The following is a 25,488-nucleotide window of genomic DNA, read 5'->3' as shown; positions in this document are numbered from 1 at the left end:
GGGCGCCGCGCCTGGTTCCGGCACCGGCCCGAAGGGGCCGTCCACCGGTGACGCCGCGGCCCGCGCGATGCGCTAGGGCCGCCGTCCGGGGCGCGGGCGCCGCACGGGAGCACTCTGTGTCCTGTCTCGCCGGTTCCGTACGCCTTGTCGGTACGGCCTGGCGAAAGTCTTCTGGTCGGTGCGCTGCCCGACCCAGGTGGCTCCCGAGTACCAGGGCGGCGCTACGACGTGCGTCCTACGCGGGACCTTCCGGCGCCGGCACCGTCGCGGCGGCAGCGGGTACGGCCGGTTCGGCCGTGGCTGCCTCGCGGTCGGGCGCGAGCGGGTCGGTCACCGTGCCGGTCTCTTCATCGAGCAGCCCCTGCGCCAGCCTGGTCACCGCAGCGGGGACCGGCGGCGCCAGGTCGGCCACGGCGCGGAGACCGGACAGGACGTCGTCGGGTCGTACGGCAGGCGTCACGTGCCGAACAACCAGCCGCAGTATCGCACAGGGCTGGTCGGTCGGCCCATCAGCCGGTGCACCGTACGCCTGAAGGCTCGCCACGGCCGGGCGGGCGTCGAAGGTGCGCACACCGTTCTTGGCCATGCGCTGCACCTCGACGGACTCGGCTCCGTTGAAGACCTCGACCGCGCGCTCGGCGTCGGCCGGATCGACTCCGGCGAGCCTGAGCTCCCAGACGGAGGCCGTCAGCCGGTCGGCGAGACCCGAGGTGTGCGCCTCGACCGCGTCGACGATGTCGAGCCCGGCGGGCAGCGACTCGTCGAGGAGGACGCGCAGTGTCCCGGGGTCGCGCGACGCGGTGAGCGCGATCTCCAGGTACTCCGCCTCACTGCCGGTGCCGGTGGGTGCGGCATTGGCATACGACACCTTCGGGTGCGGCGTGAATCCGGCCGAGTAAGCCATGGGCACCTCGGCGCGGCGCAGCGCACGCTCGAAGGCGCGCTGGAAGTCTCGGTGGCTGGTGAACCTCAGGCGGCCGCGCTTGGTGTAGCGCAGTCGGATGCGCTGCACCGCGGGTGCGGGCGGCGGGCCTTCGGGCTGTCGCTTGCCCAGTGTCCTAGTCCTTCGTGAGAGCGGTCGTACTCCTACCAAGAGTACGTGCCAGGGCGCCCCGGGGTTCCCGCCGTGTCGACCGGGAGCGGGACGGGCGCGGACGGTTACGCTCCCTTTTGCAGACTTTGCCCCCTTCTGAACGACCCCTGGAGGGTACGACGGCGGAGAACCGCGGCCGGCGCCTGCTCAGGGCCCTCACCTTCTGGCTGCGTCCGGCGTTCACGCTGCGGGTGCTGGGCCGCTTCCAGCGGGTCGCGGGCTTCGACCGCTCCATGGCCCTCGCGTCCAGCGCCCTGACCGCGCTGGTGCCGCTGGTGATCCTGGGCGCGGCGGTGCTGACCAGCGTCGGTTCGTACGACATCGCACACCAGCTGATCACCCGGTACGGCCTGACGGACGAGGGCGCGGCGGCGGTGAACGCGCTCTTCTCGCCCGAGCAGGAGCAGGTGGACGTCAGCATCCTGGGCGTGCTGTTCCTCGCCGTGTCGGCGCTGAGTTTCACCCGGGCCCTGCAACGCCTGTTCGAGCAGACCTGGGAGCTCCGGTCGCTCAGTGTGCGCAACACCCGCAACGGCCTGGGGTGGCTGCTCTCCGGCGCCTGCTACATGGCGGTCAGCGGCCTGATCCAGGCGCTGCCGAGCGAGAGCCGGGCGCATCTGCTCAGCGCGGCGGTCGAGTTGCCGGTGACCGCGGTCTTCCTGGTCTGGACCGGCGTCCTGCTGTCCGCCCGCCGTGTCGCCTGGCGCGATCTGGTTCCCTTCGGCATCACCGGCGCGGTGGCCATCGCGGCCTACTCCGTGGGCGCGACCCTCTACCTCCCGCACCTCTTCAACACCTCGGCCCAGCGCTACGGCGTCGTCGGCGCCGTGTTCGCGATGATCTCCGCCCTCTTCGCGGTCATGCTCTGCATCGTCGGCGCCTCGGTGATGGGCCGCGAGATCCGCGACGAGCTGACCCGCATCTCCCACGGCGAACGCACCCCTGACGACGAGGTCCGCCGCCAATGGAACGACGTCGTCTCCCAAACCCACTCCCGCTGGCGCTCGGCCCGCCGCCAGGTGACCCGGCATCATTCCGGCACCCCGCCCGAGAGTTGATCCGGGCCTCGCGTTCACCGCTTCTCGGGCCCGGGTTAGGCGAACCTAAGCAGGGTATAAGCTCAGCGCTCCGGGCGAGTCGCTCACCATTTCGGCGTGAGACACGCAGCACAATTACCTACCCTTTAGGTAAGCCTAACCTTACCTTGCATGAGCGGGGCTTACTCTCAGACACGTTCGAGCGCTGTCTGGAAGGAATGTCCCAGTGATCCCCACTCTTGTGATCGGGCTGCGGGAGGGCCTGGAGGCGTCGCTCATCGTCGGCATCATCGCCGCCTTCCTCGGCGCCAACGGCCGCCGCGACGCCCTGCGTCAGGTGTGGATCGGTGTGGTCGCCGCGGTCCTGCTGTGCCTGGCGATCGGGATCGGGCTGATCACGCTCTCCCGTGAACTGCCGCAGCGCCAGCAGGAGGCGCTGGAGACCGTGATCGGCGCGTTCGCCGTCGTCATGGTCACCTTCATGATCCTCTGGATGAACAAGCACGCCCGGGGCATGAAGAAGGAGCTGGAGGGCCAGGCCGCGCACGCGCTGGCCCAGGGATCCGCCCGGGCCCTCGTGGCCATGGCCTTCCTCGCCGTACTGCGCGAGGGCTTCGAGACCGCCGTGTTCCTCATCTCCGTGATCCAGAACAGCACCAGCGTCACGAGCGGCACCACCGGCGCGCTGATCGGCATCCTGATCGCGGTCGTCATCGGCTACGCCATCTACCGCGGCGGGCTGCGCCTCAACCTCGGCCGGTTCTTCAAGGTCACCGGCCTGGTCCTGGTCCTCGTCGCGGCCGGCCTGGTCATGACGGTCATGCACACCGCCCACGAGGCCGGCTGGCTGAACGCCGGTCAGGCGCAGGCCGTGGACCTGGGCTGGCTGGTGCAGCCCGGCACCGTGGTGTCCTCCCTGCTGACCGGCGTCCTGGGCCTCCAGCCGCAGCCCGTGGTCGCCGAAGCGGTGGCCTGGCTGGTGTACGCGCTGCCGATGCTCGCCTACGTCGCCTGGCCGCGCCGCGCCGCCCGTCCCGCGGGCAAGCCCGCCCCGGCCCCGGCGGAGAGCACCGAGCCCGCCTGACCGCGCCCGCCCCTTCCCCCGCCCGATCCCCCTGAACCACCCCTGAGCCCGAACCACCCCTGAGTCCGAGGGAGCACTGTCCCATGCCCAGATCCACCACGCCGCGCGTTCTCCAGGTCACCGGCCTGCTGGCCATCGCCGGACTCGTCGCCACCGGATGCGCCAAGAACAAGACGGACAGTGCCCCCGCCGGCGCGACCAAGGTCTCCGTCGAACTCGACGACAACGGCTGCCACGTCTCGCCGGACTCCGTCGCCGCGGGCCCGGTCACCTTCACGGTGAAGAACACCAAGGCCGACAAGGTCTCCGAGGCCGAGCTGCTGCGCAACGACATCATCATGGGCGAGAAGGAGAACCTCTCCCCCGGTCTGTCCGGCACCTTCTCGCTGCATCTGAACGGCGGCAAGTACCAGGTCTACTGCCCCAACGCGAAGACCGAGAAGACCGCCTTCACCGTCACCGGCGCATCGGGCGCGCCGTCGCAGGACCCCAAGGTGAAGGCCGACCTGGACCAGGCCGTCGGCGGCTACAGGAGCTATGTCGTCACCGAGGTGGACAAGCTGGTCCCGGCGACGAAGAAGTTCACCGACGCGGTCCGCGCCGGCGACATCGCCAAGGCGAAGCAGGCGTTCGCCCCCGCCCGCTACTACTACGAAGAGGTCGAGCCGGTCGCCGAGAGCTTCGGCAACCTCGACCCCGACATCGACGCCCGGGTCAACGACGTCACGGACCAGTCCAAGTGGACCGGCTTCCACCGCCTGGAGAAGGCGCTGTGGCAGGACAAGTCCCTGACCGGCACGGCCCCGACAGCCGACAAGCTCGACGCCGACGTGGCGAAGCTCAAGTCGCTGGTGGCGAAGACGTCGTACCAGCCGGCCCAGCTCGCCAACGGCGCCACCGACCTGCTCAACGAGGTCGCCTCCAGCAAGATCACCGGCGAGGAGGACCGCTACAGCCACACCGACCTGTCCGACTTCGAGGCCAACGTGGTCGGCGGCGAGAAGGCGTTCGACCTGCTGAAGCCCGCGCTGACCCGGATCGACCCGACGCTGGCGAAGACGGTCACCCAGCAGTACGCGAGCGTGCTCGGCGCCCTTGAGCCCTACAAGAAGGGCAGCGGCTACGTGGACTACTCCACGGTCGGCAACGACAAACGGCGCGTGCTCACCCAGAAGGTCGACGGACTCGCCGAGCCGCTCTCCCAGGTGGCCGCCAAGGTGAACAGCTGATGTCCGAGCAGCGGCCCTCCCGCCGGGGGCTCCTCGCCCTCGGCGGCGCGGCCCTCGCGGGCGGGGCCGCCACGGCGACCCTGACCGGCTGCGGGCACGATTCGCACGCCGCCGCGGCCCCGGCGGACCGGGTGTCGTTCTACGGCACCCACCAGGCCGGCATCGCCACCCCGGCCCAGGACCGGCTGGCCTTCGCCACCTACGACATCACGGCGACCGGCAGCGTCCAGGAGAAGCGGGCCGCCCTGCGCGCACTGCTCAGGACCTGGACCGCGGCCGCCGCGGCGATGACCCAGGGACGCACCGTGCCGGGCGACAACGCCAACCTCAGCGCGCCGCCGGCCGACACCGGCGAGGCGTACGGGCTCTCCCCGGCCAACCTCACCATCACCTTCGGCCTCGGTACGTCCCTGTTCGACGACCGGTTCGGGCTCGCCGACCGGCGCCCCGCCGCGCTCGCGGACCTCCCGCATCTGCCCCCGGCCGACCTGGACCCGGACCGCAGCGGCGGCGACCTCGCGATCCAGGCGTGCGCCGACGATCCGCTCGTCGCCTTCCACGCCATCCGCAACCTGGCCCGCATCGGCCGGGACACCGTGGTCATGCGCTGGTCCCAGCTCGGCTTCGGGAAGGCCGCGTCCAACGGCGCCGGCCAGCAGACCCCGCGCAACCTGATGGGCTTCAAGGACGGCACGCGCAACATCCACGGCGACGACACCGCCCTGATGGACCAGCACGTCTGGGTCGGCAAGGAGACCGACCAGGCGTGGATGCGCGGCGGCAGCTACCTGGTGGCCCGCCGGATCCAGATGCGGATCGAGGGCTGGGACCGCGACTATCTCGCCGACCAGCAGAACGTGTTCGGCCGCTACAAGTACTCGGGGGCCCCGCTGACGGGGTCGAAGGAGTTCGACACCCCCGATTTCAAGGCCAAGGGCGCCGATGGCCGACCGGTCATCCCGGCGAACGCGCACATGCGGCTGGCCGCCCACGAGAACAACGGCGGCATCCGCATCCTGCGGCGCGGTTACTCCTTCACCGACGGCATAGTCCCCGCCAGCGGCGAGCTGGACGCCGGGCTGTTCTTCATCGCCTTCCAGAAGGATCCGCGCGAGCAGTTCGTCGCCCTCCAGCGCAGGCTCGGCATGAACGACGCCCTCAACGAGTACATCCAGCACGTCGGTTCGGGCCTGTTCGCCTGCCCACCCGGCGTCACCGCCCCGGCCACACCTGGGCCGAGGAACTGCTCGCCTGACGAACACCGCACGGCCGACACGACATCGAGCCCCTTCCCGCTCCGGGAAGGGGCTCAGCCGTCACACGCTCACCTCAGTGCGCGTGTCCGCCCGACGCCGGTGCCGGGCCCGCGTTCTTCACGGTCAGCGGCAGGAGCTTCTTGCCCGTCGGGCCGATCTGGATGTGCGTGTCCATCTGCGGGCAGACGCCGCAGTCGAAGCACGGGGTCCAGCGGCAGTCCTCGACCTCGGTCTCGTCGAGGGCGTCCTGCCAGTCCTCCCAGAGCCAGTCCTTGTCGAGACCGGAGTCGAGGTGGTCCCAGGGCAGGACCTCCTCGTAGGCGCGCTCACGGGTGGTGTACCAGTCGACGTCGACGCCGTGGGCGGCGAGGGCCTTGTCGGCGCAGGCCATCCAGCGGTCGTAGGAGAAGTGCTCGCGCCAGCCGTCGAAGCGGCCGCCGTCCTCGTAGACCGCGCGGATGACATCGCCGATCCGGCGGTCGCCGCGGGACAGGAGGCCCTCCACGATGCCGGGCTTGCCGTCGTGGTAGCGGAAGCCGATGGAACGGCCGTACTTCTTGTCGCCGCGGATCTTGTCGCGCAGCTTCTGGAGCCGCGCGTCCGTCTCCTCCGCCGACAGCTGCGGGGCCCACTGGAAGGGGGTGTGGGGCTTGGGGACGAAGCCGCCGATCGAGACGGTGCAGCGGATGTCGTTGGCCCCCGACACCTCGCGGCCCTTCTGGATGACGTGGGTCGCCATGTCGGCGATCTGCAGCACGTCCTCGTCGGTCTCCGTGGGCAGGCCGCACATGAAGTACAGCTTCACCTGGCGCCAGCCGTTGCCGTAGGCGGTGGCGACCGTACGGATCAGGTCCTCCTCCGAGACCATCTTGTTGATGACCTTGCGCATGCGCTCGGAGCCGCCCTCGGGGGCGAAGGTCAGACCGGAGCGGCGGCCGTTGCGGGTCAGCTCGTTGGCCAGGTCGACGTTGAACGCGTCCACGCGGGTGGAGGGCAGCGACAGGCCGATCTTGTCGTCCGTGTAGCGGTCCGCCAGGCCCTTGGCGATCTCGCCGATCTCCGAGTGGTCCGCGGAGGACAGGGAGAGCAGGCCGACCTCCTCGAAGCCGGTCGCGTTCAGACCGCGCTCCACCATGTCGCCGATGCCCGTGATCGAGCGCTCGCGCACCGGACGGGTGATCATGCCCGCCTGGCAGAAGCGGCAGCCGCGGGTGCAGCCGCGGAAGATCTCCACCGACATGCGCTCGTGGACGGTCTCGGCCAGCGGCACGAGGGGCTGCTTGGGGTACGGCCATTCGTCCAGGTCCATGACGGTGTGCTTGGAGACCCGCCACGGCACGCCCGACTTGTTCGGCACGACCCGGCCGATGCGGCCGTCGGGGAGGTACTCCACGTCGTAGAACGCCGGGATGTACACCGAGCCCGTCTTCGCCAGCCGGAAGAGCACCTCCTCGCGGCCGCCGGGGCGGCCCTCGGCCTTCCACTCCCGGATGATCCGGGTCATGTCCAGCACGGCCTGCTCGCCGTCGCCGATGATCGCCGCGTCGATGAAGTCGGCGATCGGCTCCGGGTTGAACGCGGCGTGGCCGCCGGCCAGGACGATCGGGTCGTCCTCGGTGCGGTCCTTGGACTCCAGCGGGATACCGGCCAGGTCCAGGGCGGTGAGCATGTTCGTGTAGCCCAGCTCCGTGGAGAAGCTGAGGCCGAACACGTCGAACGCCTTCACCGGGCGGTGGCCGTCGACCGTGAACTGCGGGACACGGTGCTCGCGCATCAGCGCCTCGAGGTCCGGCCACACGCTGTACGTGCGCTCGGCGAGGACGCCGTCCTGCTCGTTGAGCACCTCGTAGAGGATCATGACGCCCTGGTTGGGCAGACCGACCTCGTACGCGTCCGGGTACATGAGCGCCCAGCGGACGTCGCACTCGTCCCAGTCCTTGACGGTGGAGTTGAGTTCTCCGCCTACGTACTGGATCGGCTTCTGCACGTGCGGGAGCAGAGCTTCGAGCTGCGGAAAAACCGACTCGACAGGCATCTCGCGAACCTTCATGAGCTGACAGGGGTGACCATCCAGCGTAACCCGCCCGCGGGCGTCCTCCGAACGGTCAGCCGGGGAAGCGGTCCGCGGCCCTGCGCCACCGCGCGGGCAGCTCGGCCTCCGCTGCCGCCGCCCGCGCCTCCTCCCTGCCGTAGAGCACCCCGTAGGGGAACGCGCTCTCCCCCGCCGCATGGGCCACCGCGGCCAGCTCGCGCAGGGTGCGGCGGGCCATGACGCTGTCCTGGTGGTCGCCGAGGAGGGTGGTGAGGGTCTTCATGGCGGAGGTGAGCCGCCGGACGGGGGCGCCGAGCGCGGGGGCGGCGGCCTCGGCGGCGTACCGGGCGCGCTTGCCCTTCTTGCGGGCCTCGTGCAGGGCGAGGTCGCGGTCCGTGCCGGGCGGCAGGGCCAGCGCCCGCTCGACCAGGGCGGTGAGCTGGGAAAGGTCCTTCTGTACGGCCTTGCCGAGCACCTTCTCCGGTTTGCGCGCGGCGGCCTTTCGCAGCGGCGGGTCCGCGAGCAGGGCGTCCAGGGTGTTCAGCAGGGCGAGGTGGCGGGCGGAGTCCAGGACGCTGGCGAGGTGGGCGGGGGCGGCGCGGACCCGGGCCCGGGCCCGGGAGGTGAGGCGCTCGTGGATGCGGCCGGCGTCCAGGGCGGGCGGGAGGGCGTCGAGGGCGGTGGTCAGCCGCTCGGCCAGCACCTCTTGGTCGCGGTCCACGCCCAGCTCGCCCGCGAGCCACTTCAGCTCGGCGGCGACGGGCTCGGTGGCGGCGCGGTCGAGGACCGCCCGGAAGGTGCGCAGGGTGCTGCGGGCGCGGCGGGTGGCGACCCGCATCCGGTGCACGGCGTCGGGGGTGCCGAGGCGGACGGCGGGGTCGAGGGCGACCAGGTCGTCCCGCTGGGCGCGGAGGTAGGCGAGGACATGGTCGCCCGCGGTGACCGGCTCCGGGCGCGCGACGGGCGGGCGGCGCGCCCCGCCGGTGAGTTCGAGAGCGCGGGCCAGTTTGGAGGACGAGGCGGACGGCCGTACACCCGCCCTGGCCAGGTGTTTCTCCACCTGGTCGAGGAAGGCCGGGTCTCCCCCGTCGGCCAGCTCCACCTCGATCTCGGTCCACCGGGCGGTCCCGCCCGCGCCGGTGAGCCGCTCGGCGGTCACCGTGTCCACGCTCGCCTCGGCCAGCAGGGCGCCGTCCGCGTCCACCAGATGACGTACGTCCCGCGCGGAGCGCAGCCGGACCAGCGGGACCGGCCGCGCCTCCCGGGTCCGGGAGCGGACCAGGGCGGCGAGTTCCCCGGGGAGGGTGTCGGAGAGCGGGGCCCGGATCTCGTCGCGGACTCCGGGGGCGACCGGGAGCTTGAGATGCCAGCCGGCGTCGGAGCCGCCGGTGCGGCGGCGCAGGGTGAGGGAGGCGGCGGCGAGGCGCTGGTCGGCGGTGTCGTAGTAGGTGGCGTCCAGCTCGACCAGGCCCTGGTCGAGTACGGCGGCCACCGCGCCGACGCCGGTCAGGTCGGGCAGCGTGCCGTCATCGGATTCGTACTTGCGCTCGATCTCGCGTTTCGTCTCCGCCATGAACCGAATCTAGTGCGCGGGGGGCGGATACGGCAGAGGGCGCCCCAAGGCGCCCTCTGCCGCGGTGAGCCGCTATGCCGACATCGGCCGCTGCACCTTGATCGACTGGAGCAGCCCCACGGCCACCCAGACCGCGAACATCGATGATCCGCCGTACGACACGAACGGCAGTGGCAGACCGGTGACCGGCATGATGCCGAGGGTCATGCCGATGTTCTCGAACGACTGGAAGGCGAACCAGGCCACGATCCCGGCGGCCACGATGGTGCCGTACAGCTCGGTCGAGTCCCGGGCGATGCGGCAGGCGCGCCACAGGATGACGCCGATCAGGAAGATGATGAGGCCGGCGCCCAGGAAGCCCAGTTCCTCGCCCGCGACCGTGAACACGAAGTCGGTCTGCTGCTCGGGCACGAACTGGCCGGTGGTCTGCGAGCCGTGGAACAGCCCGGCGCCGGTCAGTCCGCCGGAGCCGATGGCGATGCGGGCCTGGTTGGTGTTGTAGCCGACGCCGGCCGGGTCGAGGTCCGGGTTGGCGAAGGCCGCAAAGCGGTTGATCTGGTACTGGTCCAGGATGTGCAGCTGCCAGATGGCGATACAGCCGACCACACCGGTGGCGAGCAGCCCGAACACCCAGCGGTTGGAGGAGCCGGAGGCGAGCAGCACGCCCAGGATGATGGCCACCATCGCCAGCACCGAACCGAGGTCCGGCATCAGCAGCAGGATCATGCAGGGCACCGCCGCGAGGCCCAGGGACTGCGCCACGGTGCGGTGGTCCGGGAACGGCTTGTCGCCCGCGTCCACCCGCGCGGACAGCAGCATCGCCATGCCGAGGATGATCGCGATCTTGAGGAACTCGGCGGGCTGGATGGAGAAGCCGCCGATCACGATCCAGTTGCGCTGGCCGTTGATGGTCGCGCCGAGCGGGGTGAGCACCACCAGGGCGAGCAGCACCGAGGCGCCGTAGAGGACCGGCACCGCGTTGCGCAGGGCGCGGTGGCCCAGCCAGAGGGTGGCGAGCATCAGGGCGAACCCGATGCCCAGGTTCATCAGATGCCGTTCCAGGAAGAAGTACGGGTCTCCCTGGTTGATCTCGGTGCGGTTGCGGGTCGCCGAGAAGACCAGCATCGAGCCCATCAGCGACAGGGCGACGGCGGCCAGCAGTATCGGCCAGTCCAGGCGCCGCGCCAGCGAGTCGCGGGCGAAGAGCCTGGTCCAGCCGGCCCGCGCGGGTCCGTACCCGGAGACGGAGAAGCTGTTCGCGCCGGTCATGAGGGCATCCTCCGGCTTCCCCGCTTACGGCGCGGGCGCCTTCGGGTGTTGCTGTTGCCGTTGTCCGTGGGTGGGGCGGTACCGGCGGGCTGCTGCTGGTCGGTGCCGTTGCTCGGGTTGTTCTTCTGGGCGGCCTCGGTGTCCTTCGCCGCGTCCTGGGGGACCTTCGGCGCGGCGATGGTGCCGTCCGTGCGGATCTTCGGCAGGGACTGCTGCGGCGCGGGCAGGAACGCCTTCTTCTGGTCGACGGAGCCGTCGCCCTGGACGCCGTAAAGCGCGCTGTAGATGTTGCGCACGGCCTCACCGGAGGCTCCGGAACCCGTACCGGCCTGGGCGATCGTCATGATCACCGTGTAGTCCTTGGAGTAGGTGGCCATCCAGGAGGTGGTCTGCTTGCCGTAGACCTCCGCCGTACCGGTCTTGCCGTGCAGCGGGATCTTGTCCTGGGGCCAGCCGCTGAACTTCCACGCCGCCGTACCCCGGGTGATGACGCCCGCGAAGGCGTCGTCCATGCCCTTGAGGGTGGCCTGGGTGACCGGCAGCTTGCGCTGCACCTGGGGCTTGATCTCCTGGACGGTCTTGCCGTCGGCGCTGACGACCGCCTTGCCGATGGTCGGGACGTACTCCGTGCCGCCGTTGGCGACGGCGCCGTAGATCATCGCCTCCTGGATCGGCGTGACGAGGGTGTCGCCCTGGCCGATGGAGTAGTTGATCTCGTCACCCTCGCGCATCTTGTCGCCCTCGAGGCAGTTCTCGTAGGCGATCTTCTCCACGTACGAGCCGTCCTTCTTGCCGGTCTTGCACCAGGAGTCCTTGTTGGCCTTCCAGTAGTCGAGCTTCCACTGGCGGTCCGGGACGCGGCCGTTCACCTCGTTGGGCAGGTCGACGCCGGTCGGCTTGCCGAGGCCGAACTGGTGGGCGGTCTTGAAGAAGTAGTCCTTCGGCTCACCCTTCTTGGGGTTGATGCCGCCGTCCCGCTTCCACTCCTTGTCCGCGATGCCGTAGAACACGGTGTCGCAGGAGACCTCCAGGGCGCGGCCCAGCGAGATGTCGCCGAAGTTCTCGCCCTCGAAGTTCTTGAAGACCTGGTTGCCCACCCGGTAGTCGCTGGTGCACGGGTAGCCGCCGTTCCACGCGTAGCCCGCCTGGACGGCGGCGGCCGTGGAGACCACCTTGAAGGTCGAGCCGGGGGCCGCCTGACCCTGTATGGCCCGGTTGAGCAGCGGGTAGTCGGAGTTCTTGTCGGTGAGGGCCTTGTAGTCCTTGGCGGAGATGCCGCCCACCCAGGCGTTCGGGTCGTACGTGGGCGCCGAGGCCATGGCGACGATGCGGCCGGTCTTGGCCTCCATCACCACGACGGCGCCGGAGTCGGCCTTGTAGTTCTCGCCGGTGATGGAGTCGTACTGGGTGCGGGCGGCCTTCATCGCCTTGTCCAGTTCGTACTCCGAGACCCGCTGGACGCGGGAGTCGATGCTGGTGACCAGGTTCGAACCGGGCTCGGCCGCGTCCGACTTGGCCTTGCCGATGACCCGGCCGAGGTTGTCCACCTCGTAGCGGGTCACGCCGGCCTTGCCGCGCAGCTCCTTGTCGTACTCCCGCTCCAGTCCGGAGCGGCCGACCATGTCCGAGCGCAGATAGGGCGAGCTGGTGTCCTTGGCCTTCTGGATCTCGTCGTCGGTGACCGGCGAGAGATAGCCGAGGACCTGCGCGGTGTTGGACTTGCCGGGGCCCGCGTAGCGGCGCACGGCCTCGGGTTCGGCGGTGATGCCGGGGAAGTCCTCGGAGCGCTCGCGGATCTGGAGGGCCTGGCGGGGCGTGGCCTTGTCGGTGATCGGGATCGGCTGGTACGGCGATCCGTTCCAGCAGGGCTGGGGGGTCTTGGCGTCGCAGAGGCGGACCTTCTGCATGACGTCCTCGGTCGGCATGCCGAGGACCCCGGCCAGCTTGGTGAGGACCGCCTTGCCGTCGTCCCTCTGCTTCAGCAGGTCGGTGCGGGAGGCGGAGACCACCAGGCGGGTCTCGTTGTCCGCGAGGGGCACGCCGCGGGCGTCCAGGATCTCGCCGCGCACAGCGGGCTGGACGACCTGCTGGACGTGGTTGCCCGACGCCTCCTTCTGGTACTGCGCGCCCTCCCGGATCTGGAGGTACCACAGCCGGCCGCCGAGCGTGCCGAGCAGCGAGAGGACGAGGATCTGGATCACGACGAGCCGGATCTGGACCCGTGGGGTCCGGCCGGTCTCGGGGATGTTGGTCACTGCGGGCTGCTCCCCCTCTCAGCGCACGGACGTCCGGACGCGCGGCGCGTGTGTGCGACCGGACCGCGCGCGTACGAATGATGAACGATCAGTCTGTGAGCCCGCGTTCCGCGAAAGCCGACCCGTTCGAGTGAATGCCCCGGGCGCCCGGGAGACCTGGTGTGTGGTCACAGCCGCTTGACCCCCTTGATCCGGCCGACCCGGGCGGAGCGGGTGCGGGCCTTGGCCTTGAGCGCGCCGAGGCCGCCGCGCTGGCTGCCGATGCGCAGCCCGGTGCCGGAGGACAGCCAGCCCGAGGAGATGTCGGCCGCCTTGGCGCTGGTGGCGGTGGTCTCGGTCAGCGGGTCGTTGTCGCAGCGGCGGGCCAGCCACATCACCGCGGGCACCACGAACGGGGCCAGCAGCAGGTCGTACAGGGCGGCGGAGAGCAGCAGGCCGGGCAGCCCGACATGGCGGGCGGCGGTGTCGCCGACCAGGGCGCCCACCCCGGCGTACAGCAGCGTGGAGCCGATCGCGGCGACGACGACCACGGCCATCGGGCCGGTCGCCGACTTCAGCCGGCCGTTCTCCGGCCTGACCAGCCCGGCGAAGTAGCCGGTCACGCAGAGCACCAGGGCGTAGCGGCCCGCCGCGTGGTCGGCGGGCGGGGCAAGGTCGGCCAGCAGACCGGCGGCGAACCCGACGAGGGCGCCGCCGACATGGCCGTACACCATGGCGAGGCCGAGGACGGTCAGCAGCAGCAGATCGGGGACGGCGCCCGGCAGATGGAGGCGGGCGAGGACGCTCACCTGGATCACCAGGGCGACCACGACCAGCGGCACGGAGAGCAGGATCCGGTTGACACGCATGGGGATTGAGCTCCTACGGCTGCTCGTCGGTCTGCGGTTCGTCGGTCTTGGACGGGTCGGACGGCGACTGGTCGTTCTGCGACCGATCGCTCTGGCCGCCGCTCTGGCCCGTGCCCGCGGACGGGGTGACCGTGACGGTCACGGTGGGCGTCGGGACCGGCTTGGGCTTGCTCGGCAGGACCTCGTCGCGCGGGTCCTTCTTCGGCGCCTTGACGACCACGCCGACGATGTCGAGCTTGGTGAAGCTCACGTACGGGGTGACGTACAGGGTGCGGGTCAGGCCGCCGCCGGAGGGGTCGACCCGTGAGACCACGCCGACCGGCACGCCCGGCACGAACGGCTTGTCGGACTCCGAGCCGAAGGTGACCAGGCGGTCGCCCTTCCGCACCTCGGCCTTGCCGTTGAGCAGTTGGACGCGCAGCGGGCGGTCGCCCTGCCCGGAGGCGAAGCCGAGTTCGTCGCTGCCCTCCATCCGGGTGCCGACGGTGAAGTCCGGGTCGTTGGCGAGCAGCACGGTGGACGTGTCCGGCCCGACCGTGGTGACCCGGCCGACCAGGCCGTCGGCGTTCAGGACGGTCATGTCCCGCTTGATGCCGTCGCCGGCGCCGACGTCGATGGTGATGGTCCAGGAGAAGCCCTGCGCCGACCCTATGGCGACGACCTGGGCGCCCTTGATGCCGTACTGGCCCTCACCGGCGAGCTTCAGCATGCTGTCGAGCTGGTTCAGGCGGCTGCGGCTGCGGTCGTCGCTGCCGAGCTTCGTCTTGAGGGCCGCGTTCTCCTTCTCCAGCGTGGCGAGTCTGCTGTGGCGCTCGCCCGAGTCGCGGATCGCGGAGACGGCGTTGCCCACCGGATCGACCGCCGAGGACAGTCCGTACTCCACCGGGCCGAACACGGTGGCCGCGGCCTGCCGGGCACCGTCGACCGGGGAGTTCCGGCCCCCTCGGATATCCACGGTGATCAACGCGAACGCGACGGCGATCAGCAGGACCAGGAGCAGCCGGCTCTCTTTGGTGTCCCTCACGTGCGGCGGCCGTGCCCTTCCTCAAGTAGGAATTCATCGGACCACCGGAAAAAGCGCGAAAGGAGCGGCGCAAATCCAAGCAGCCCATTTGGGGGAGCTTATGCCTCTATATCAACGATCCGCCGATCCGCCGTACGAGAGGAGAACGTCTCGTACGGCGGAATCGATGCGCCGTGTCATCGACGCGGCTGCGCGTCCAGAACCTGCTGGAGCGCCTCGAACTCCTCGACACACTTTCCGGATCCGAGCGCCACGCTGTCCAGCGGGTCCTCGGCGATATGGATCGGCATGCCGGTCTCGCGGCGCAGCCGCTCGTCCAGGCCGCGCAGCAGGGCGCCGCCACCGGTCAGCACGATGCCCCGGTCCATGATGTCGCCGGACAGCTCCGGCGGGCACTTGTCGAGGGTCGTCTTGACCGCGTCCACGATCGCGTTGACCGGTTCCTCGATCGCCTTGCGGACCTCGGCGGCCGAGATGACGACGGTCTTGGGCAGCCCGGACACCAGGTCCCGGCCGCGTACTTCGGTGTGCTCGTCGGAGTCGAGTTCGTACGCGGAACCGATGGTGATCTTGATCTGCTCGGCGGTGCGCTCACCCAGGAGAAGGCTGTACTCCTTCTTGATGTACTGGATGATCGCGTTGTCCAGCTCGTCGCCCGCAACCCGGATGGACTGCGCGGTGACGATGCCGCCGAGGGAGATGACCGCGACCTCCGTGGTGCCGCCGCCGATGTCCACCACCATGTTGCCCGTGGCCTCGTGGACCGGCAGGCCGGAGCCGATGGCCGCGGCCATGGGCTCCTCGATGATGTGCACCTGGCGGGCGCCCGCCTGGGTGGAAGCCTCGATGACCGCGCGGCGCTCGACGCCCGTGATGCCCGAGGGCACACAGACCACGACGCGCGGGCGGGCCAGATAGCGGCGCTTGTGGATCTTCAGGATGAAGTAGCGCAGCATCCGCTCGGTGATCTCGAAGTCGGCGATGACGCCGTCCTTCAACGGCCGGACCGCCACGATGTTCCCCGGCGTCCGGCCGATCATCTTCTTCGCTTCTGCGCCGACCGCCAGGATTCCACCGGTGTTGGTGTTGATCGCGACGACCGACGGCTCGTTGAGTACGATTCCGCGACCCCTGACGTACACCAGCGTGTTGGCGGTCCCGAGGTCGACAGCCATGTCACGGCCGATGAACGACATTGAGTTCCCCATCCGGATTCATCTGGCCTTCCTGAGCTTTTGAGGGCATGTCAGGGCAGGCGAGGCGGGTGCTGTGACGCGAAGGCTTCCATCGTAAACGCGCCTGCGCGAACACTGCGCGAGGGTCCAGGCCATTGTCACCAGATGGCGGGCCGCCCCGCTTGTGGAGACGGGCGTTCGGGGGCGCTCGTTCCCTCTATCGCCGGTATCAGGCGCGCCCCGGGAAGAAGATCTTCACCTCGCGCTCGGCGGACTCCTCGGAGTCGGAGGCGTGGATCAGGTTCTCCCGGACGATGACGCCGAAGTCGCCGCGGATGGAACCGGGCTGGGCGGCGATCGGGTCGGTCGGGCCGGCGAGCTGGCGCACGCCCTCGATGACCCGCTCGCCCTCGACGATCAGGGCGACGACGGGACCGGAGGACATGAACGCGACCAGCGGCTCGTAGAAGGGCTTGCCCTTGTGCTCACCGTAGTGCTGCTCCAGGGTGTCCTGGTCCAGGGAGCGCAGCTCCAGCGCGGTGATCTGCCAGCCGGCCTTGCGCTCGATTCGGCTGATGATCTCGCCGGTCAGGCCGCGACGGACGGCGTCGGGCTTGAGCAGGACGAGGGTGCGCTGGCTCACGGGGAGACTCCTTACGCGTGGGACGTGTGCGGTGGGACGAGGTTACAGGGCGTATCCGGGCGCCCGTTACGCAGCGTCAGCCGAGGACTCGGCCTGGGCCGCGAACCGGGCCTTCGCCTCGTCCACCTTTCGCCCGAAGTGCACCGAGGCCCACCACAGGGCGGCGAACACCACGCCCATGAAGTACATGGTCGGCACGAAGACACCGGAGACGATCAGGGCGATCTGGAGGGCCCAGCCGAGGGCGACGCCCCCGGGCCGGGTCACCATGCCGCACAGCAGCACACACAGGGCCATGGCGATGCCGCTGACCAGCCAGACGGTGGAGACCGACAGGCTCGGGTCCTTCATGGCGACCAGACCGGCGAAACCGATGACGAAGAACTCGCCGATCAGCGTGGATGAACAGAGCGTACGCACGTCGGACTCCTCAGCCCTTGCCCAGCAGCAGCCGGGCCTCGCCGACCGTGATGACGGAACCGGTGACCAGCACACCGCCGCCCGCGAACTCGCCCTCCTCCTCGGCCAGCGTGATCGCGGCCTCCAGGGCGTCGGGCAGCCTCGGTTCGACCTGGACCCGCTCGTCGCCGAAGACCTCGACGGCGATGGCGGCCAGTTCGTCCGCGTCCATGGCGCGGTGGCTGGAGTTCTGGGTGACGACGACCTCGGCGAAGATCGGCTCGAACGCCTCCAGCAGCCCCCGCACGTTCTTGTCGCCGCTCGCGCCGACCACGCCGATCAGCCGGGTGAAGTCGAACGCCTCGCGCACCGCCTCGGCGGCGGCCTCGGCGCCGGCCGGGTTGTGCGCGGCGTCCAGGACGACGGTGGGAGACCGTCGTACGACCTCCAGGCGGCCCGGGGAGGAGACGGCGGCGAACGCCTTGCGGACGGTGTCGATGTCCAGCGGTTCGGCGCGCTGGGCGCCGACGCCGAAGAACGCCTCCACGGCGGCGAGCGCCACGGCCGCGTTGTGCGCCTGGTGGGCACCGTGCAGCGGGAGGTAGACCTCGGGGTACTCGCCGCCGAGGCCGCGCAGGGTGAGCATCTGTCCGCCGACGGCGACCTGGCGGGCCACGACGCCGAACTCCAGGCCCTCGCGGGCCACGGTGGCGTCGACCTCCACGGCCTTCTTCAGCAGCACCTGGGCGGCGTCCACGGGCTGCTGGGCCAGGATGACGGTGGCGCCCTGCTTGATGACGCCGGCCTTCTCGCCGGCGATCTCGCCGGTGGTCTCGCCGAGCCGGTCGGTGTGGTCCAGGCCGATCGGGGTGACGACGGCGACGTCGCCGTCGATCACATTGGTGGCGTCCCAGGAGCCGCCCATGCCGACCTCCACGACGGCCACGTCGACCGGCGCGTCCGCGAAGGCGGCGTACGCCATGCCGGTGAGGACCTCGAAGAAGGACAGCCGGTACTCCTGGGCGGCGTCCACCATCTCGATGTACGGCTTGATGTCCTGGTACGTCTCGATGAAGCGCTCGGCGGAGACCGGGGCGCCGTCCAGGCTGATCCGCTCGGTGATCGACTGCACATGGGGGCTGGTGTAGCGGCCGGTGCGCAGCTCGAAGGCGCCGAGCAGGCACTCGATCATGCGGGCGGTGGAGGTCTTGCCGTTGGTGCCCGTGATGTGGATCGAGGGGTACGAGCGCTGGGGGTCGCCCAGCACGTCCATCAGCGCGGCGATCCTGCTGACCGAGGGCTCCAGCTTGGTCTCGCCCCAGCGGGTCGCGAGCTCCGCCTCGACCTCGCGCAGCGCCTTGTCGACCTCCGGGTCCTCGGGGCGCGCGGGCACGTCGGCCTGCGGCTGCCCGCCCTGCGTCCGCAGGGTCCGGCTGCCGGCCTCGATCACGGCGAGGTCGGGGTCACGGGTGGTCTCGGCCTCGATCATCTCCTCGAAGGAGTCGAGGGGATCGGGCTGGTCGTTCTCGTGCGGGAGGTCACTCACGGGACCCAGTCTACGGAGCCCCGCCGACATGGGTGGGCGAAGGCCCCGGTGCCTGGTCGGTACCGGGGCCTCACGGGTCGTACGGGCCTTACGCCTGCGGGAGCTTCTCCAGCTGGGACTGGATGCGGGTGATGTCGTCCTCCGCCTTGGCGAGGCGGGTTCGGATCTTGTCGACCACGTTGTCCGGGGCCTTGGCGAGGAACGCCTCGTTGCCCAGCTTGGCGGTGGCCTGGGCCTTTTCCTTCTCGGCGGCGGCGAGGTCCTTCGCCAGGCGCTTGCGCTCGGCGGCCACGTCGATCGTGCCGGAGAGGTCGAGGGCGACCTCGGCGCCGGCGATCGGCAGGGTGGCCGTCGCGGTGAAGGAGTCGCCCTCCGGCTGGAGGCGCAGCAGCTGGCGGATGGCCGCCTCGTGCGGCGCCAGCGCCGTGCCGTCCAGGGTCAGCCGGGCCGGGACCCGCTGGCCGGGCTGGAGGCCCTGGTCGGCGCGGAAGCGGCGGACCTCGGTGATCACGGACTGGAGCGCGGAGATCTCCTGCTCGGCGGCCGCGTCGCGGAAGCCGCTGTCGGTCGGCCACTCGGCGATGACGAGCGACTCGCCGCCGGTCAGCGTCGTCCACAGCGTCTCCGTGACGAACGGGACCACCGGGTGCAGCAGCTTCAGGGTGACGTCCAGGACCTCGCCCAGGACCCGCTGGGAGACCTCGGCCGGCTCGCCGCCCGCCTGGAAGACGGTCTTGGACAGCTCGACGTACCAGTCGAAGACCTCGTCCCACGCGAAGTGGAAGAGGGCGTCCGACAGCTTGGCGAACTGGAAGTCCTCGTACAGCGCGTCGACCTCGGCCACGACCGAGTTGAGGCGGGAGAGGATCCAGCGGTCCGTCGCCGAGAGCCTGGACGCCTCGGGCAGCGGGCCCTCGACCGTCGCGCCGTTCATCAGCGCGAAGCGCGTGGCGTTCCAGATCTTGTTGGCGAAGTTGCGCGAGCCCTGGACCCAGTCCTCGCCGATCGGCACGTCGACGCCCGGGTTGGCGCCGCGGGCCAGCGTGAAGCGCAGGGCGTCGCTGCCGTACTTGTCCATCCAGTCCAGCGGGTTGACCGCGTTGCCGAAGGACTTCGACATCTTCTTGCCGAACTGGTCGCGGACCATGCCGTGCAGGGCGATGGTGTGGAACGGCGGGGTGCCGTCCATCGCGTACAGGCCGAACATCATCATCCGGGCGACCCAGAAGAACAGGATGTCGTAGCCGGTGACCAGGACGGAGTTCGGGTAGAACTTCGCGAGCGACTCGGTCCGCTCCGGCCAGCCCATGGTGGAGAAGGGCCACAGGCCGGAGGAGAACCAGGTGTCGAGCACGTCGGTGTCCTGGTGCCAGCCCTCGCCCGCGGGCGGCTCCTCGCCGGGGCCGACGCAGACGACTTCGCCCTCGGGGCCGTACCACACCGGGATCCGGTGGCCCCACCACAACTGCCGCGAGATGCACCAGTCGTGGAGGTTGTCGACCCAGTCGAAGTACCGCTTCTCCATCTCCTGCGGATGGATCTTGACCTTCCCCTCGCGGACCGCGTCGCCCGCGGCCTTGGCGAGCGGGCCGACCTTGACCCACCACTGCATGGACAGGCGCGGCTCGATGGTGGTCTTGCAGCGCGAGCAGTGGCCGACGGAGTGGACGTACGGCCGCTTCTCGGCGACGATCCGGCCCTCGGCGCGCAGCGCGGCGACGATCGCGGAGCGGGCCTCCAGGCGGTCCATGCCCTGGAAGGGGCCGTGGACGGTGATCACGGCGTGCTCGTCCATCACGGTGATGGAGGGCAGGTCGTGGCGCTGGCCGATCTCGAAGTCGTTCGGGTCGTGCGCCGGGGTCACCTTGACGGCGCCGGTGCCGAACTCGGGGTCGACGTGGGCGTCGGCGACGACCGGGATGGAGCGGTCGGTCAGCGGGAGCTTGATGAGCTTGCCGACCAGGTGCTTGTAGCGCTCGTCCTCGGGGTGGACGGCGACGGCCGTGTCACCGAGCATCGTCTCGGCACGGGTGGTGGCGACGACGATGGCGTCGTCCCCCTCGCCGTACTTCATGGAGACCAGCTCGCCGTCGTCGTCCTGGTACTCCACCTCGATGTCCGAGATGGCCGTCAGACAGCGGGGGCACCAGTTGATGATGCGCTCGGCGCGGTAGATCAGCTCGTCGTCGTACAGGCGCTTGAAGATGGTCTGGACGGCCTGGGAGAGGCCCTCGTCCATGGTGAAGCGCTCACGGGACCAGTCGACGCCGTCGCCGAGGCGGCGCATCTGGCCGGAGATCTGGCCGCCGGACTCGCCCTTCCACTTCCAGACGCGCTCGACGAACGCCTCGCGGCCCAGGTCGTGGCGGGACTTGCCCTCCTTGCCGAGCTCGCGCTCGACCACGTTCTGGGTGGCGATGCCGGCGTGGTCCATGCCGGGCTGCCACAGGGTCTCGTAGCCCTGCATGCGCTTGCGGCGGGTCAGGGCGTCGATGAGCGTGTGCTCGAAGGCGTGGCCCAGGTGGAGGGAGCCGGTGACGTTGGGCGGCGGGATGACGACGGTGTACGGCGGCTTCTCGCTCTTCGCGTCCGCCTCGAAGTACCCCCGCTCTACCCAGCGCTCGTACAGCGGCCCCTCTACATCGGCCGGCGCGTACTGGGTCGGCAGTTCGGTGTCGGGCGCGGGTGGCTGCTGCTGAGCGTTCTCGGTCACGGGGGTCAGTTTAGAGGGGTCACGGGCCGGTCCCGAAACGCGTTTGTTCTGTAACGGTGCGGCCCCCGGTGCCCTGCGGTTCTCCGGCCTGGTTCAGGATGTCAGGTACATATAAGCGTCCTAGGGGGATCCCAGAGATGAGCAGCAACCAGCCGGGCCCGTACGGCCAGCCACCCCAGCAGCCGGGTCCCTACGGGCAGCCGGGCCAGCCGGGTCAGCCCGGTCCGTACGGGCAGCCGCAGCAGCCGGGTCCGTACGGTCAGCAGCCGCAGGGCGGCCCGTACGGCCAGCCGCCGCAGGCCCCGCAGCAGCCCGGCTACGGCTACCCCCAGCAGGCCCCGCAGCAGCCGGGCTACGGCTACCCCCAGCAGCAGGGGATGCCCCAGCAGCCCGGTCCGTACGGCCAGCAGCCCTATGGCCAGCAGCAGCCGTACGGCGGCATGCCGCAGCCGCCCCAGCCCGGTGGCGGCAAGAAGAAGACCGCCCTGATCATCGGCTCGGTCGTGGTCGTGGCGGCGATCGTGGTGGGCGCGGTCCTGCTGCTCGGCGGCGGTGACGGCAGCAGCAGCGTCGCGGACGACGGCGCGCACAAGCTGATCACGCCGGCGACGGTGATCAACGGGACCTACACCAAGCAGGACGGCTCGGACGGGTCCTCGAACGGGCTCAGCGACTCCGACAAGTCGGACTTCCAGAAGTGGGGCGTGCAGAACCCCACGGAGGTCAGCTCCAGCTACGAGACCGGCACCGGACTGACCAAGAAGGGCCTGTCCTTCAGCGGTGTGTACGGCTCCGTCAAGGACCCCGAGGCCGTGGTGGACGCGATGTTCGCCAAGATCAAGACCGAGGCGTCCAAGGACCAGAGCGACTCCGCCACCAAGGGCAAGATGCTCGGCAGCCCGCAGACCGTGCACCCGGCCGGGTTCTCCGACGGCGTCATGAAGTGCCAGGTGGCACAGATCGACAGCACCGACTCCTCGTCCTCGGCCTCCGGCATGCCGAAGAGCTTCAAGATGCCGGTGTGCATCTGGGGCGACCACAGCACCGTCGCCTTCGTGTCCGACTACAGCGTGGCCTCCCTCGCCTCCGGCCAGTCCGGCTCCCTTGACGAGACGGCCGAACTGGCGGCGAAGCTGCGCAACGACGTGCGGGTCAAGGCGTAACCCGCGTAACCGCCGGGCGGTGTAAGCCCGTTGGCACCCGCCCCCAGGCGTGCGAAAGGGGCCCCGGTCGGTGACCGGGGCCCCTTCGGCGTCGTACGGACGGCTGGTTACGCCGTCTTCTGCTCCCCCGAGCCCCGGCCACGGGCGTCGCGGGGGATCAGGGTCGGGTTGACGTTGGAGAGGACCACGTCGGCGGTGATGACGACGCGGGCGACGTCCTTGCGGGACGGGACCTCGTACATCACGCCCTGGAGGACTTCCTCCATGATGGCGCGCAGGCCGCGGGCGCCGGTCTGGCGGAGGATGGCCTGGTCGGCGATGGCTTCCAGGGCCTCGCGCTCGAAGTCCAGCTCCACGCCGTCGAGTTCGAAGAGGCGCTGGTACTGCTTGACCAGCGCGTTGCGCGGCTCGACCAGGATCTTCAGCAGGGCCTCGCGGTCCAGGTTGTGCACCGAGGTGATCACCGGCAGCCGGCCGATGAACTCGGGGATCATGCCGAACTTGACCAGGTCCTCCGGCATGACGTCCTCGAAGACGTCCTTGGACTCCAGCTCGCGCTTGGACAGGATCGTCGCGCCGAAGCCGATGCCCTTGGCGCCCGCCCGCGACTCGATGATCTTCTCCAGACCGGCGAAGGCACCGCCCACGATGAACAGCACGTTCGTCGTGTCGATCTGGATGAACTCCTGGTGCGGGTGCTTGCGGCCGCCCTGCGGCGGCACCGAGGCCGTGGTGCCCTCCAGGATCTTCAGCAGGGCCTGCTGCACGCCCTCGCCGCTGACGTCCCGGGTGATCGACGGGTTCTCGCTCTTGCGGGCCACCTTGTCGATCTCGTCGATGTAGATGATGCCCGTCTCGGCCTTCTTGACGTCGTAGTCGGCGGCCTGGATGAGCTTGAGGAGGATGTTCTCGACGTCCTCGCCGACATAGCCCGCCTCCGTCAGCGCGGTCGCGTCGGCGATCGCGAACGGCACGTTCAGCATGCGGGCCAGGGTCTGGGCGAGGAGGGTCTTGCCGGAGCCCGTGGGGCCCAGCAGGAGGATGTTGGACTTCGCCAGCTCGATGGCGTCGTCACGGCCGCTCGCGCCGCCGTTCTCGCCCGCCTGGACCCGCTTGTAGTGGTTGTACACCGCGACGGACAGAGCCTTCTTGGCGGCCTCCTGGCCGACCACGTAGCCCTCGAGGAACTCGTAGATCTCGCGGGGCTTGGGCAGCTCTTCCCAGCGCACCTCGCTGGTCTCGGCCAGCTCTTCCTCGATGATCTCGTTGCAGAGATCGATGCACTCGTCGCAGATGTACACACCGGGCCCTGCGATGAGCTTCTTGACCTGCTTCTGGCTCTTGCCGCAGAACGAGCACTTGAGCAGATCGCCGCCGTCACCGATGCGTGCCACGGTGTGCTTCCCCTTCGCCTGGGAGCCGCCTGGACACTGCGTTCCAGCGGCTCCTGGTGCTGCCTTATGTCCGACGGTACCTTGCCGGGCCCGATGTTCGGGCCCCCCTTGGCAGGGTTCACTTGCCGTGAGCCCTGCCGTGGGGGGCTTCAGAGCACGCCGCTCCGCGTCAGCGGACGTCGGCGTTGTTCAGCTTGCGGGTGGAGATGATCTGGTCGACGAGGCCGTACTCCAGCGCCTCCTCGGCCGTGAGGATCTTGTCGCGCTCGATGTCCTCGCGGACCTTCTCCAGCGGCTGGTTCGAGTGCTTGGCCAGCATGTTCTCCAGCTGCTCGCGCATCCGGGTGAACTCCTTGGCGATGATCTCCAGGTCGGAGAGCTGCCCGCGGCCGCTGGAACCGGCCGGCTGGTGGATCAGGATCCGGGAGTTCGGCAGCGCCATGCGCTTGCCCGGGGTGCCGGCGGCGAGCAGCACGGCCGCGGCGGAGGCGGCCTGGCCCATGCACACCGTCTGGATGTCGGGCTTCACGAACTGCATCGTGTCGTAGATCGCCGTCAGGGCGGTCATGTCGCCGCCCGGGCTGTTGATGTAGATCGAGATGTCCCGGTCCGGGTCCATCGACTCCAGGCACAGCAGCTGCGCCATGACGTCGTTGGCGGAGGCGTCGTCGATCTGGACGCCCAGGAAGATCACGCGCTCCTCGAAGAGCTTCGCGTACGGGTCGTACTCGCGGACGCCCTGGGAGGTGCGCTCGACGAAGCGCGGGATCACGTAGCGGGCGTCGGGCCGCGGCCCTTCGTACAGGCCGCTGGCGGCGCCGGGGAAGTTGCTCATGGGATGTTCACCGTCCTGGTGGCGTTCTGGGGGCTTGGGTGGTGGCGGTGCGTGGCGTGGCCGGGCCGGTCAGGCACCGGTGCCGCCGCCTCCCGGAACACCCGAGGCGTTCGTGATGATCTCGTCAATGAGACCGTACTCCTTGGCCTCTTCCGGGGTGAACCAGCGGTCGCGGTCCGCGTCCCGGGTGATCGTCTCGAAGGTCTGGCCGGAGTGGAGCGCGGTCAGCTCCGCCATACGCCGCTTGGTGCGCAGCAGGTACTCGGCCTGGATCTTGATGTCCGTGACCGAACCGCCGAGGCCCGCGGAGCCCTGGTGCATCATGATGTCGGCGTGCGGCAGGGCGAAGCGCTTGCCCGCGGCACCGCCGGTGAGCAGGAACTGGCCCATGGAGGCCGCCATGCCCATCGCGATGGTGACCACGTCGTTCGGGATGTACTGCATGGTGTCGTAGATCGCCATGCCGGCCGTCACCGAGCCACCGGGGCTGTTGATGTAGAGGTAGACATCCTTGTCCGGCTCTGCGGCCAGGAGCAGCAGCTGAGCCGTGATCTTGTTGGCGATGTCATCGTCCACCTGCTGCCCGAGGAAGATGATCCGCTCGCCGAGCAGTCGGTTGTAGACCTGGTCGCCGAGGCCGCCACCGATGGAGGGCTCGCCGGCGGCGGAGGGCATCAGATTCGTCACGTATCCACCTGCTCGTCTCACGACGGCGCCGGGCCGTCTCACGTCGTCCTGCCGGAGGTTCGGGGGGTTTCAGGAGACTCCCCTGCCCCCGTACTCATGGACCCTAACGCTCGGGCACGTTCGGGGAATCCCGGAGTAGCGACTGTTCGCCGGGGGCGTAGCGCTCCGCGGGTGCGGCCGGGTGCGGATCGAGGGGGCCGGCCGCGGTTGCCGCCGGGGTGCGGGCCGGATGT

At 70.0% G+C, this 25,488-nt stretch carries 19 protein-coding genes and 1 pseudogene; 5 read left to right on the top strand and 15 right to left on the bottom strand.

All coding sequences use genetic code 11. From position 1 onward, the window contains the following. Positions 1 to 235 precede the first annotated feature (235 nt). The gene (locus GHR20_RS24060) at positions 236 to 1,012 is read right to left on the bottom strand and encodes a TIGR03936 family radical SAM-associated protein (protein WP_111586160.1); all 777 of its coding nucleotides are present in this window, start codon (positions 1,010 to 1,012) and stop codon (positions 236 to 238) included. A 167-nt stretch (positions 1,013 to 1,179) separates the two neighbouring features. Here GHR20_RS24060 and GHR20_RS24055 point away from each other — a divergent pair, with 167 nt between their 5' ends. The 4 genes and pseudogenes from GHR20_RS24055 to efeB all read left to right on the top strand — a co-directional run. Beyond that, positions 1,180 to 2,151, top strand: a complete 972-nt coding sequence (locus GHR20_RS24055) for a YhjD/YihY/BrkB family envelope integrity protein (protein WP_243878118.1) — start codon at positions 1,180 to 1,182, stop codon at positions 2,149 to 2,151. 205 nt (positions 2,152 to 2,356) lie between these two features. Next, the gene (gene efeU / locus GHR20_RS24050; protein WP_153814344.1) at positions 2,357 to 3,214 is read left to right on the top strand and encodes an iron uptake transporter permease EfeU; all 858 of its coding nucleotides are present in this window, start codon (positions 2,357 to 2,359) and stop codon (positions 3,212 to 3,214) included. A gap of 83 nt (positions 3,215 to 3,297) precedes the next feature. Beyond that, entirely contained in the window at positions 3,298 to 4,443 is a 1,146-nt protein-coding gene (gene efeO / locus GHR20_RS24045) for an iron uptake system protein EfeO (RefSeq protein ID WP_153814343.1), read from the top strand. Beyond that, positions 4,443 to 5,657 (top strand): annotated as a pseudogene (gene efeB, locus GHR20_RS24040) (iron uptake transporter deferrochelatase/peroxidase subunit); the annotation flags it as partial. The gene efeO and the pseudogene efeB, both read left to right, overlap by 1 nt. Before the next feature lie 115 nt (positions 5,658 to 5,772). Here efeB and GHR20_RS24035 read toward each other — a convergent pair. The 11 genes from GHR20_RS24035 to GHR20_RS23985 form a co-directional block, all read right to left on the bottom strand. Then, positions 5,773 to 7,734 (bottom strand): TIGR03960 family B12-binding radical SAM protein, encoded by a 1,962-nt coding sequence (locus tag GHR20_RS24035; protein ID WP_111586165.1) that lies wholly within the window; start codon positions 7,732 to 7,734, stop codon positions 5,773 to 5,775. Positions 7,735 to 7,804: 70 nt separating this feature from the next. Next, the gene (locus tag GHR20_RS24030; protein WP_153814342.1) at positions 7,805 to 9,304 is read right to left on the bottom strand and encodes a CYTH and CHAD domain-containing protein; all 1,500 of its coding nucleotides are present in this window, start codon (positions 9,302 to 9,304) and stop codon (positions 7,805 to 7,807) included. 72 nt (positions 9,305 to 9,376) lie between these two features. After that, positions 9,377 to 10,573, bottom strand: coding sequence for a rod shape-determining protein RodA (gene rodA / locus GHR20_RS24025; RefSeq protein WP_111586167.1), 1,197 nt, complete (start codon positions 10,571 to 10,573; stop codon positions 9,377 to 9,379). Beyond that, positions 10,570 to 12,828 carry a penicillin-binding protein 2 gene (mrdA, locus tag GHR20_RS24020; protein ID WP_153814341.1) on the bottom strand — a complete coding sequence of 753 codons (2,259 nt, stop codon included), beginning with the start codon at positions 12,826 to 12,828 and terminating at the stop codon, positions 10,570 to 10,572. Before mrdA ends, rodA begins: the two co-directional genes overlap by 4 nt. A gap of 167 nt (positions 12,829 to 12,995) precedes the next feature. Then, positions 12,996 to 13,676: a rod shape-determining protein MreD gene (gene mreD / locus GHR20_RS24015; protein WP_153814340.1), complete on the bottom strand. Its 681-nt coding sequence runs from the start codon at positions 13,674 to 13,676 to the stop codon at positions 12,996 to 12,998. A 13-nt stretch (positions 13,677 to 13,689) separates the two neighbouring features. Then, the gene (mreC, locus tag GHR20_RS24010) at positions 13,690 to 14,700 is read right to left on the bottom strand and encodes a rod shape-determining protein MreC (RefSeq protein ID WP_153814339.1); all 1,011 of its coding nucleotides are present in this window, start codon (positions 14,698 to 14,700) and stop codon (positions 13,690 to 13,692) included. A 176-nt stretch (positions 14,701 to 14,876) separates the two neighbouring features. Beyond that, positions 14,877 to 15,896 (bottom strand): rod shape-determining protein, encoded by a 1,020-nt coding sequence (locus GHR20_RS24005; RefSeq protein WP_046421714.1) that lies wholly within the window; start codon positions 15,894 to 15,896, stop codon positions 14,877 to 14,879. Positions 15,897 to 16,104: 208 nt separating this feature from the next. Next, positions 16,105 to 16,518: a nucleoside-diphosphate kinase gene (gene ndk / locus GHR20_RS24000; protein WP_093678346.1), complete on the bottom strand. Its 414-nt coding sequence runs from the start codon at positions 16,516 to 16,518 to the stop codon at positions 16,105 to 16,107. Positions 16,519 to 16,584: 66 nt separating this feature from the next. After that, the gene (locus tag GHR20_RS23995) at positions 16,585 to 16,938 is read right to left on the bottom strand and encodes a DUF4233 domain-containing protein (protein ID WP_111586171.1); all 354 of its coding nucleotides are present in this window, start codon (positions 16,936 to 16,938) and stop codon (positions 16,585 to 16,587) included. Positions 16,939 to 16,948: 10 nt separating this feature from the next. Then, positions 16,949 to 18,463, bottom strand: coding sequence for a folylpolyglutamate synthase/dihydrofolate synthase family protein (locus GHR20_RS23990; RefSeq protein WP_111586172.1), 1,515 nt, complete (start codon positions 18,461 to 18,463; stop codon positions 16,949 to 16,951). An 88-nt stretch (positions 18,464 to 18,551) separates the two neighbouring features. Next, the gene (locus tag GHR20_RS23985; RefSeq protein WP_111586173.1) at positions 18,552 to 21,176 is read right to left on the bottom strand and encodes a valine--tRNA ligase; all 2,625 of its coding nucleotides are present in this window, start codon (positions 21,174 to 21,176) and stop codon (positions 18,552 to 18,554) included. A 137-nt stretch (positions 21,177 to 21,313) separates the two neighbouring features. Between GHR20_RS23985 and GHR20_RS23980 the strand changes: the two genes are divergently transcribed. Then, positions 21,314 to 22,339: a hypothetical protein gene (locus GHR20_RS23980; RefSeq protein WP_111586174.1), complete on the top strand. Its 1,026-nt coding sequence runs from the start codon at positions 21,314 to 21,316 to the stop codon at positions 22,337 to 22,339. Positions 22,340 to 22,446: 107 nt separating this feature from the next. On the opposite strand, the gene clpX is transcribed toward GHR20_RS23980, so the two are convergent. The 3 genes from clpX to GHR20_RS23965 form a co-directional block, all read right to left on the bottom strand. Next, positions 22,447 to 23,733: an ATP-dependent Clp protease ATP-binding subunit ClpX gene (gene clpX, locus GHR20_RS23975; protein WP_111586175.1), complete on the bottom strand. Its 1,287-nt coding sequence runs from the start codon at positions 23,731 to 23,733 to the stop codon at positions 22,447 to 22,449. A gap of 169 nt (positions 23,734 to 23,902) precedes the next feature. Beyond that, positions 23,903 to 24,568: an ATP-dependent Clp protease proteolytic subunit gene (locus GHR20_RS23970; RefSeq protein WP_037651827.1), complete on the bottom strand. Its 666-nt coding sequence runs from the start codon at positions 24,566 to 24,568 to the stop codon at positions 23,903 to 23,905. 69 nt (positions 24,569 to 24,637) lie between these two features. Further along, positions 24,638 to 25,243, bottom strand: coding sequence for an ATP-dependent Clp protease proteolytic subunit (locus GHR20_RS23965; protein WP_111586255.1), 606 nt, complete (start codon positions 25,241 to 25,243; stop codon positions 24,638 to 24,640). Positions 25,244 to 25,488: the final 245 nt, after the last annotated feature.

This window comes from Streptomyces sp. SUK 48 (assembly GCF_009650765.1).
Taxonomy (GTDB): domain Bacteria; phylum Actinomycetota; class Actinomycetes; order Streptomycetales; family Streptomycetaceae; genus Streptomyces.
This window is presented reverse-complemented; position numbering and strand designations above follow the sequence as displayed.

What these genes read in the sequence shown, in the direction of transcription:
- GHR20_RS24005 (WP_046421714.1), bottom strand. Translation starts at nt 15,896, where the DNA reads ATGTCGTTCATCGGCCGTGACATGGCTGTCGACCTCGGGACCGCCAAC.
- GHR20_RS24030 (WP_153814342.1), bottom strand. Translation starts at nt 9,304, where the DNA reads ATGGCGGAGACGAAACGCGAGATCGAGCGCAAGTACGAATCCGATGAC.
- GHR20_RS23980 (WP_111586174.1), top strand. Translation starts at nt 21,314, where the DNA reads ATGAGCAGCAACCAGCCGGGCCCGTACGGCCAGCCACCCCAGCAGCCG.
- GHR20_RS23965 (WP_111586255.1), bottom strand. Translation starts at nt 25,243, where the DNA reads ATGCCCTCCGCCGCCGGCGAGCCCTCCATCGGTGGCGGCCTCGGCGAC.
- GHR20_RS24035 (WP_111586165.1), bottom strand. Translation starts at nt 7,734, where the DNA reads ATGCCTGTCGAGTCGGTTTTTCCGCAGCTCGAAGCTCTGCTCCCGCAC.
- efeO (WP_153814343.1), top strand. Translation starts at nt 3,298, where the DNA reads ATGCCCAGATCCACCACGCCGCGCGTTCTCCAGGTCACCGGCCTGCTG.
- mreD (WP_153814340.1), bottom strand. Translation starts at nt 13,676, where the DNA reads ATGCGTGTCAACCGGATCCTGCTCTCCGTGCCGCTGGTCGTGGTCGCC.
- GHR20_RS23970 (WP_037651827.1), bottom strand. Translation starts at nt 24,568, where the DNA reads ATGAGCAACTTCCCCGGCGCCGCCAGCGGCCTGTACGAAGGGCCGCGG.
- rodA (WP_111586167.1), bottom strand. Translation starts at nt 10,573, where the DNA reads ATGACCGGCGCGAACAGCTTCTCCGTCTCCGGGTACGGACCCGCGCGG.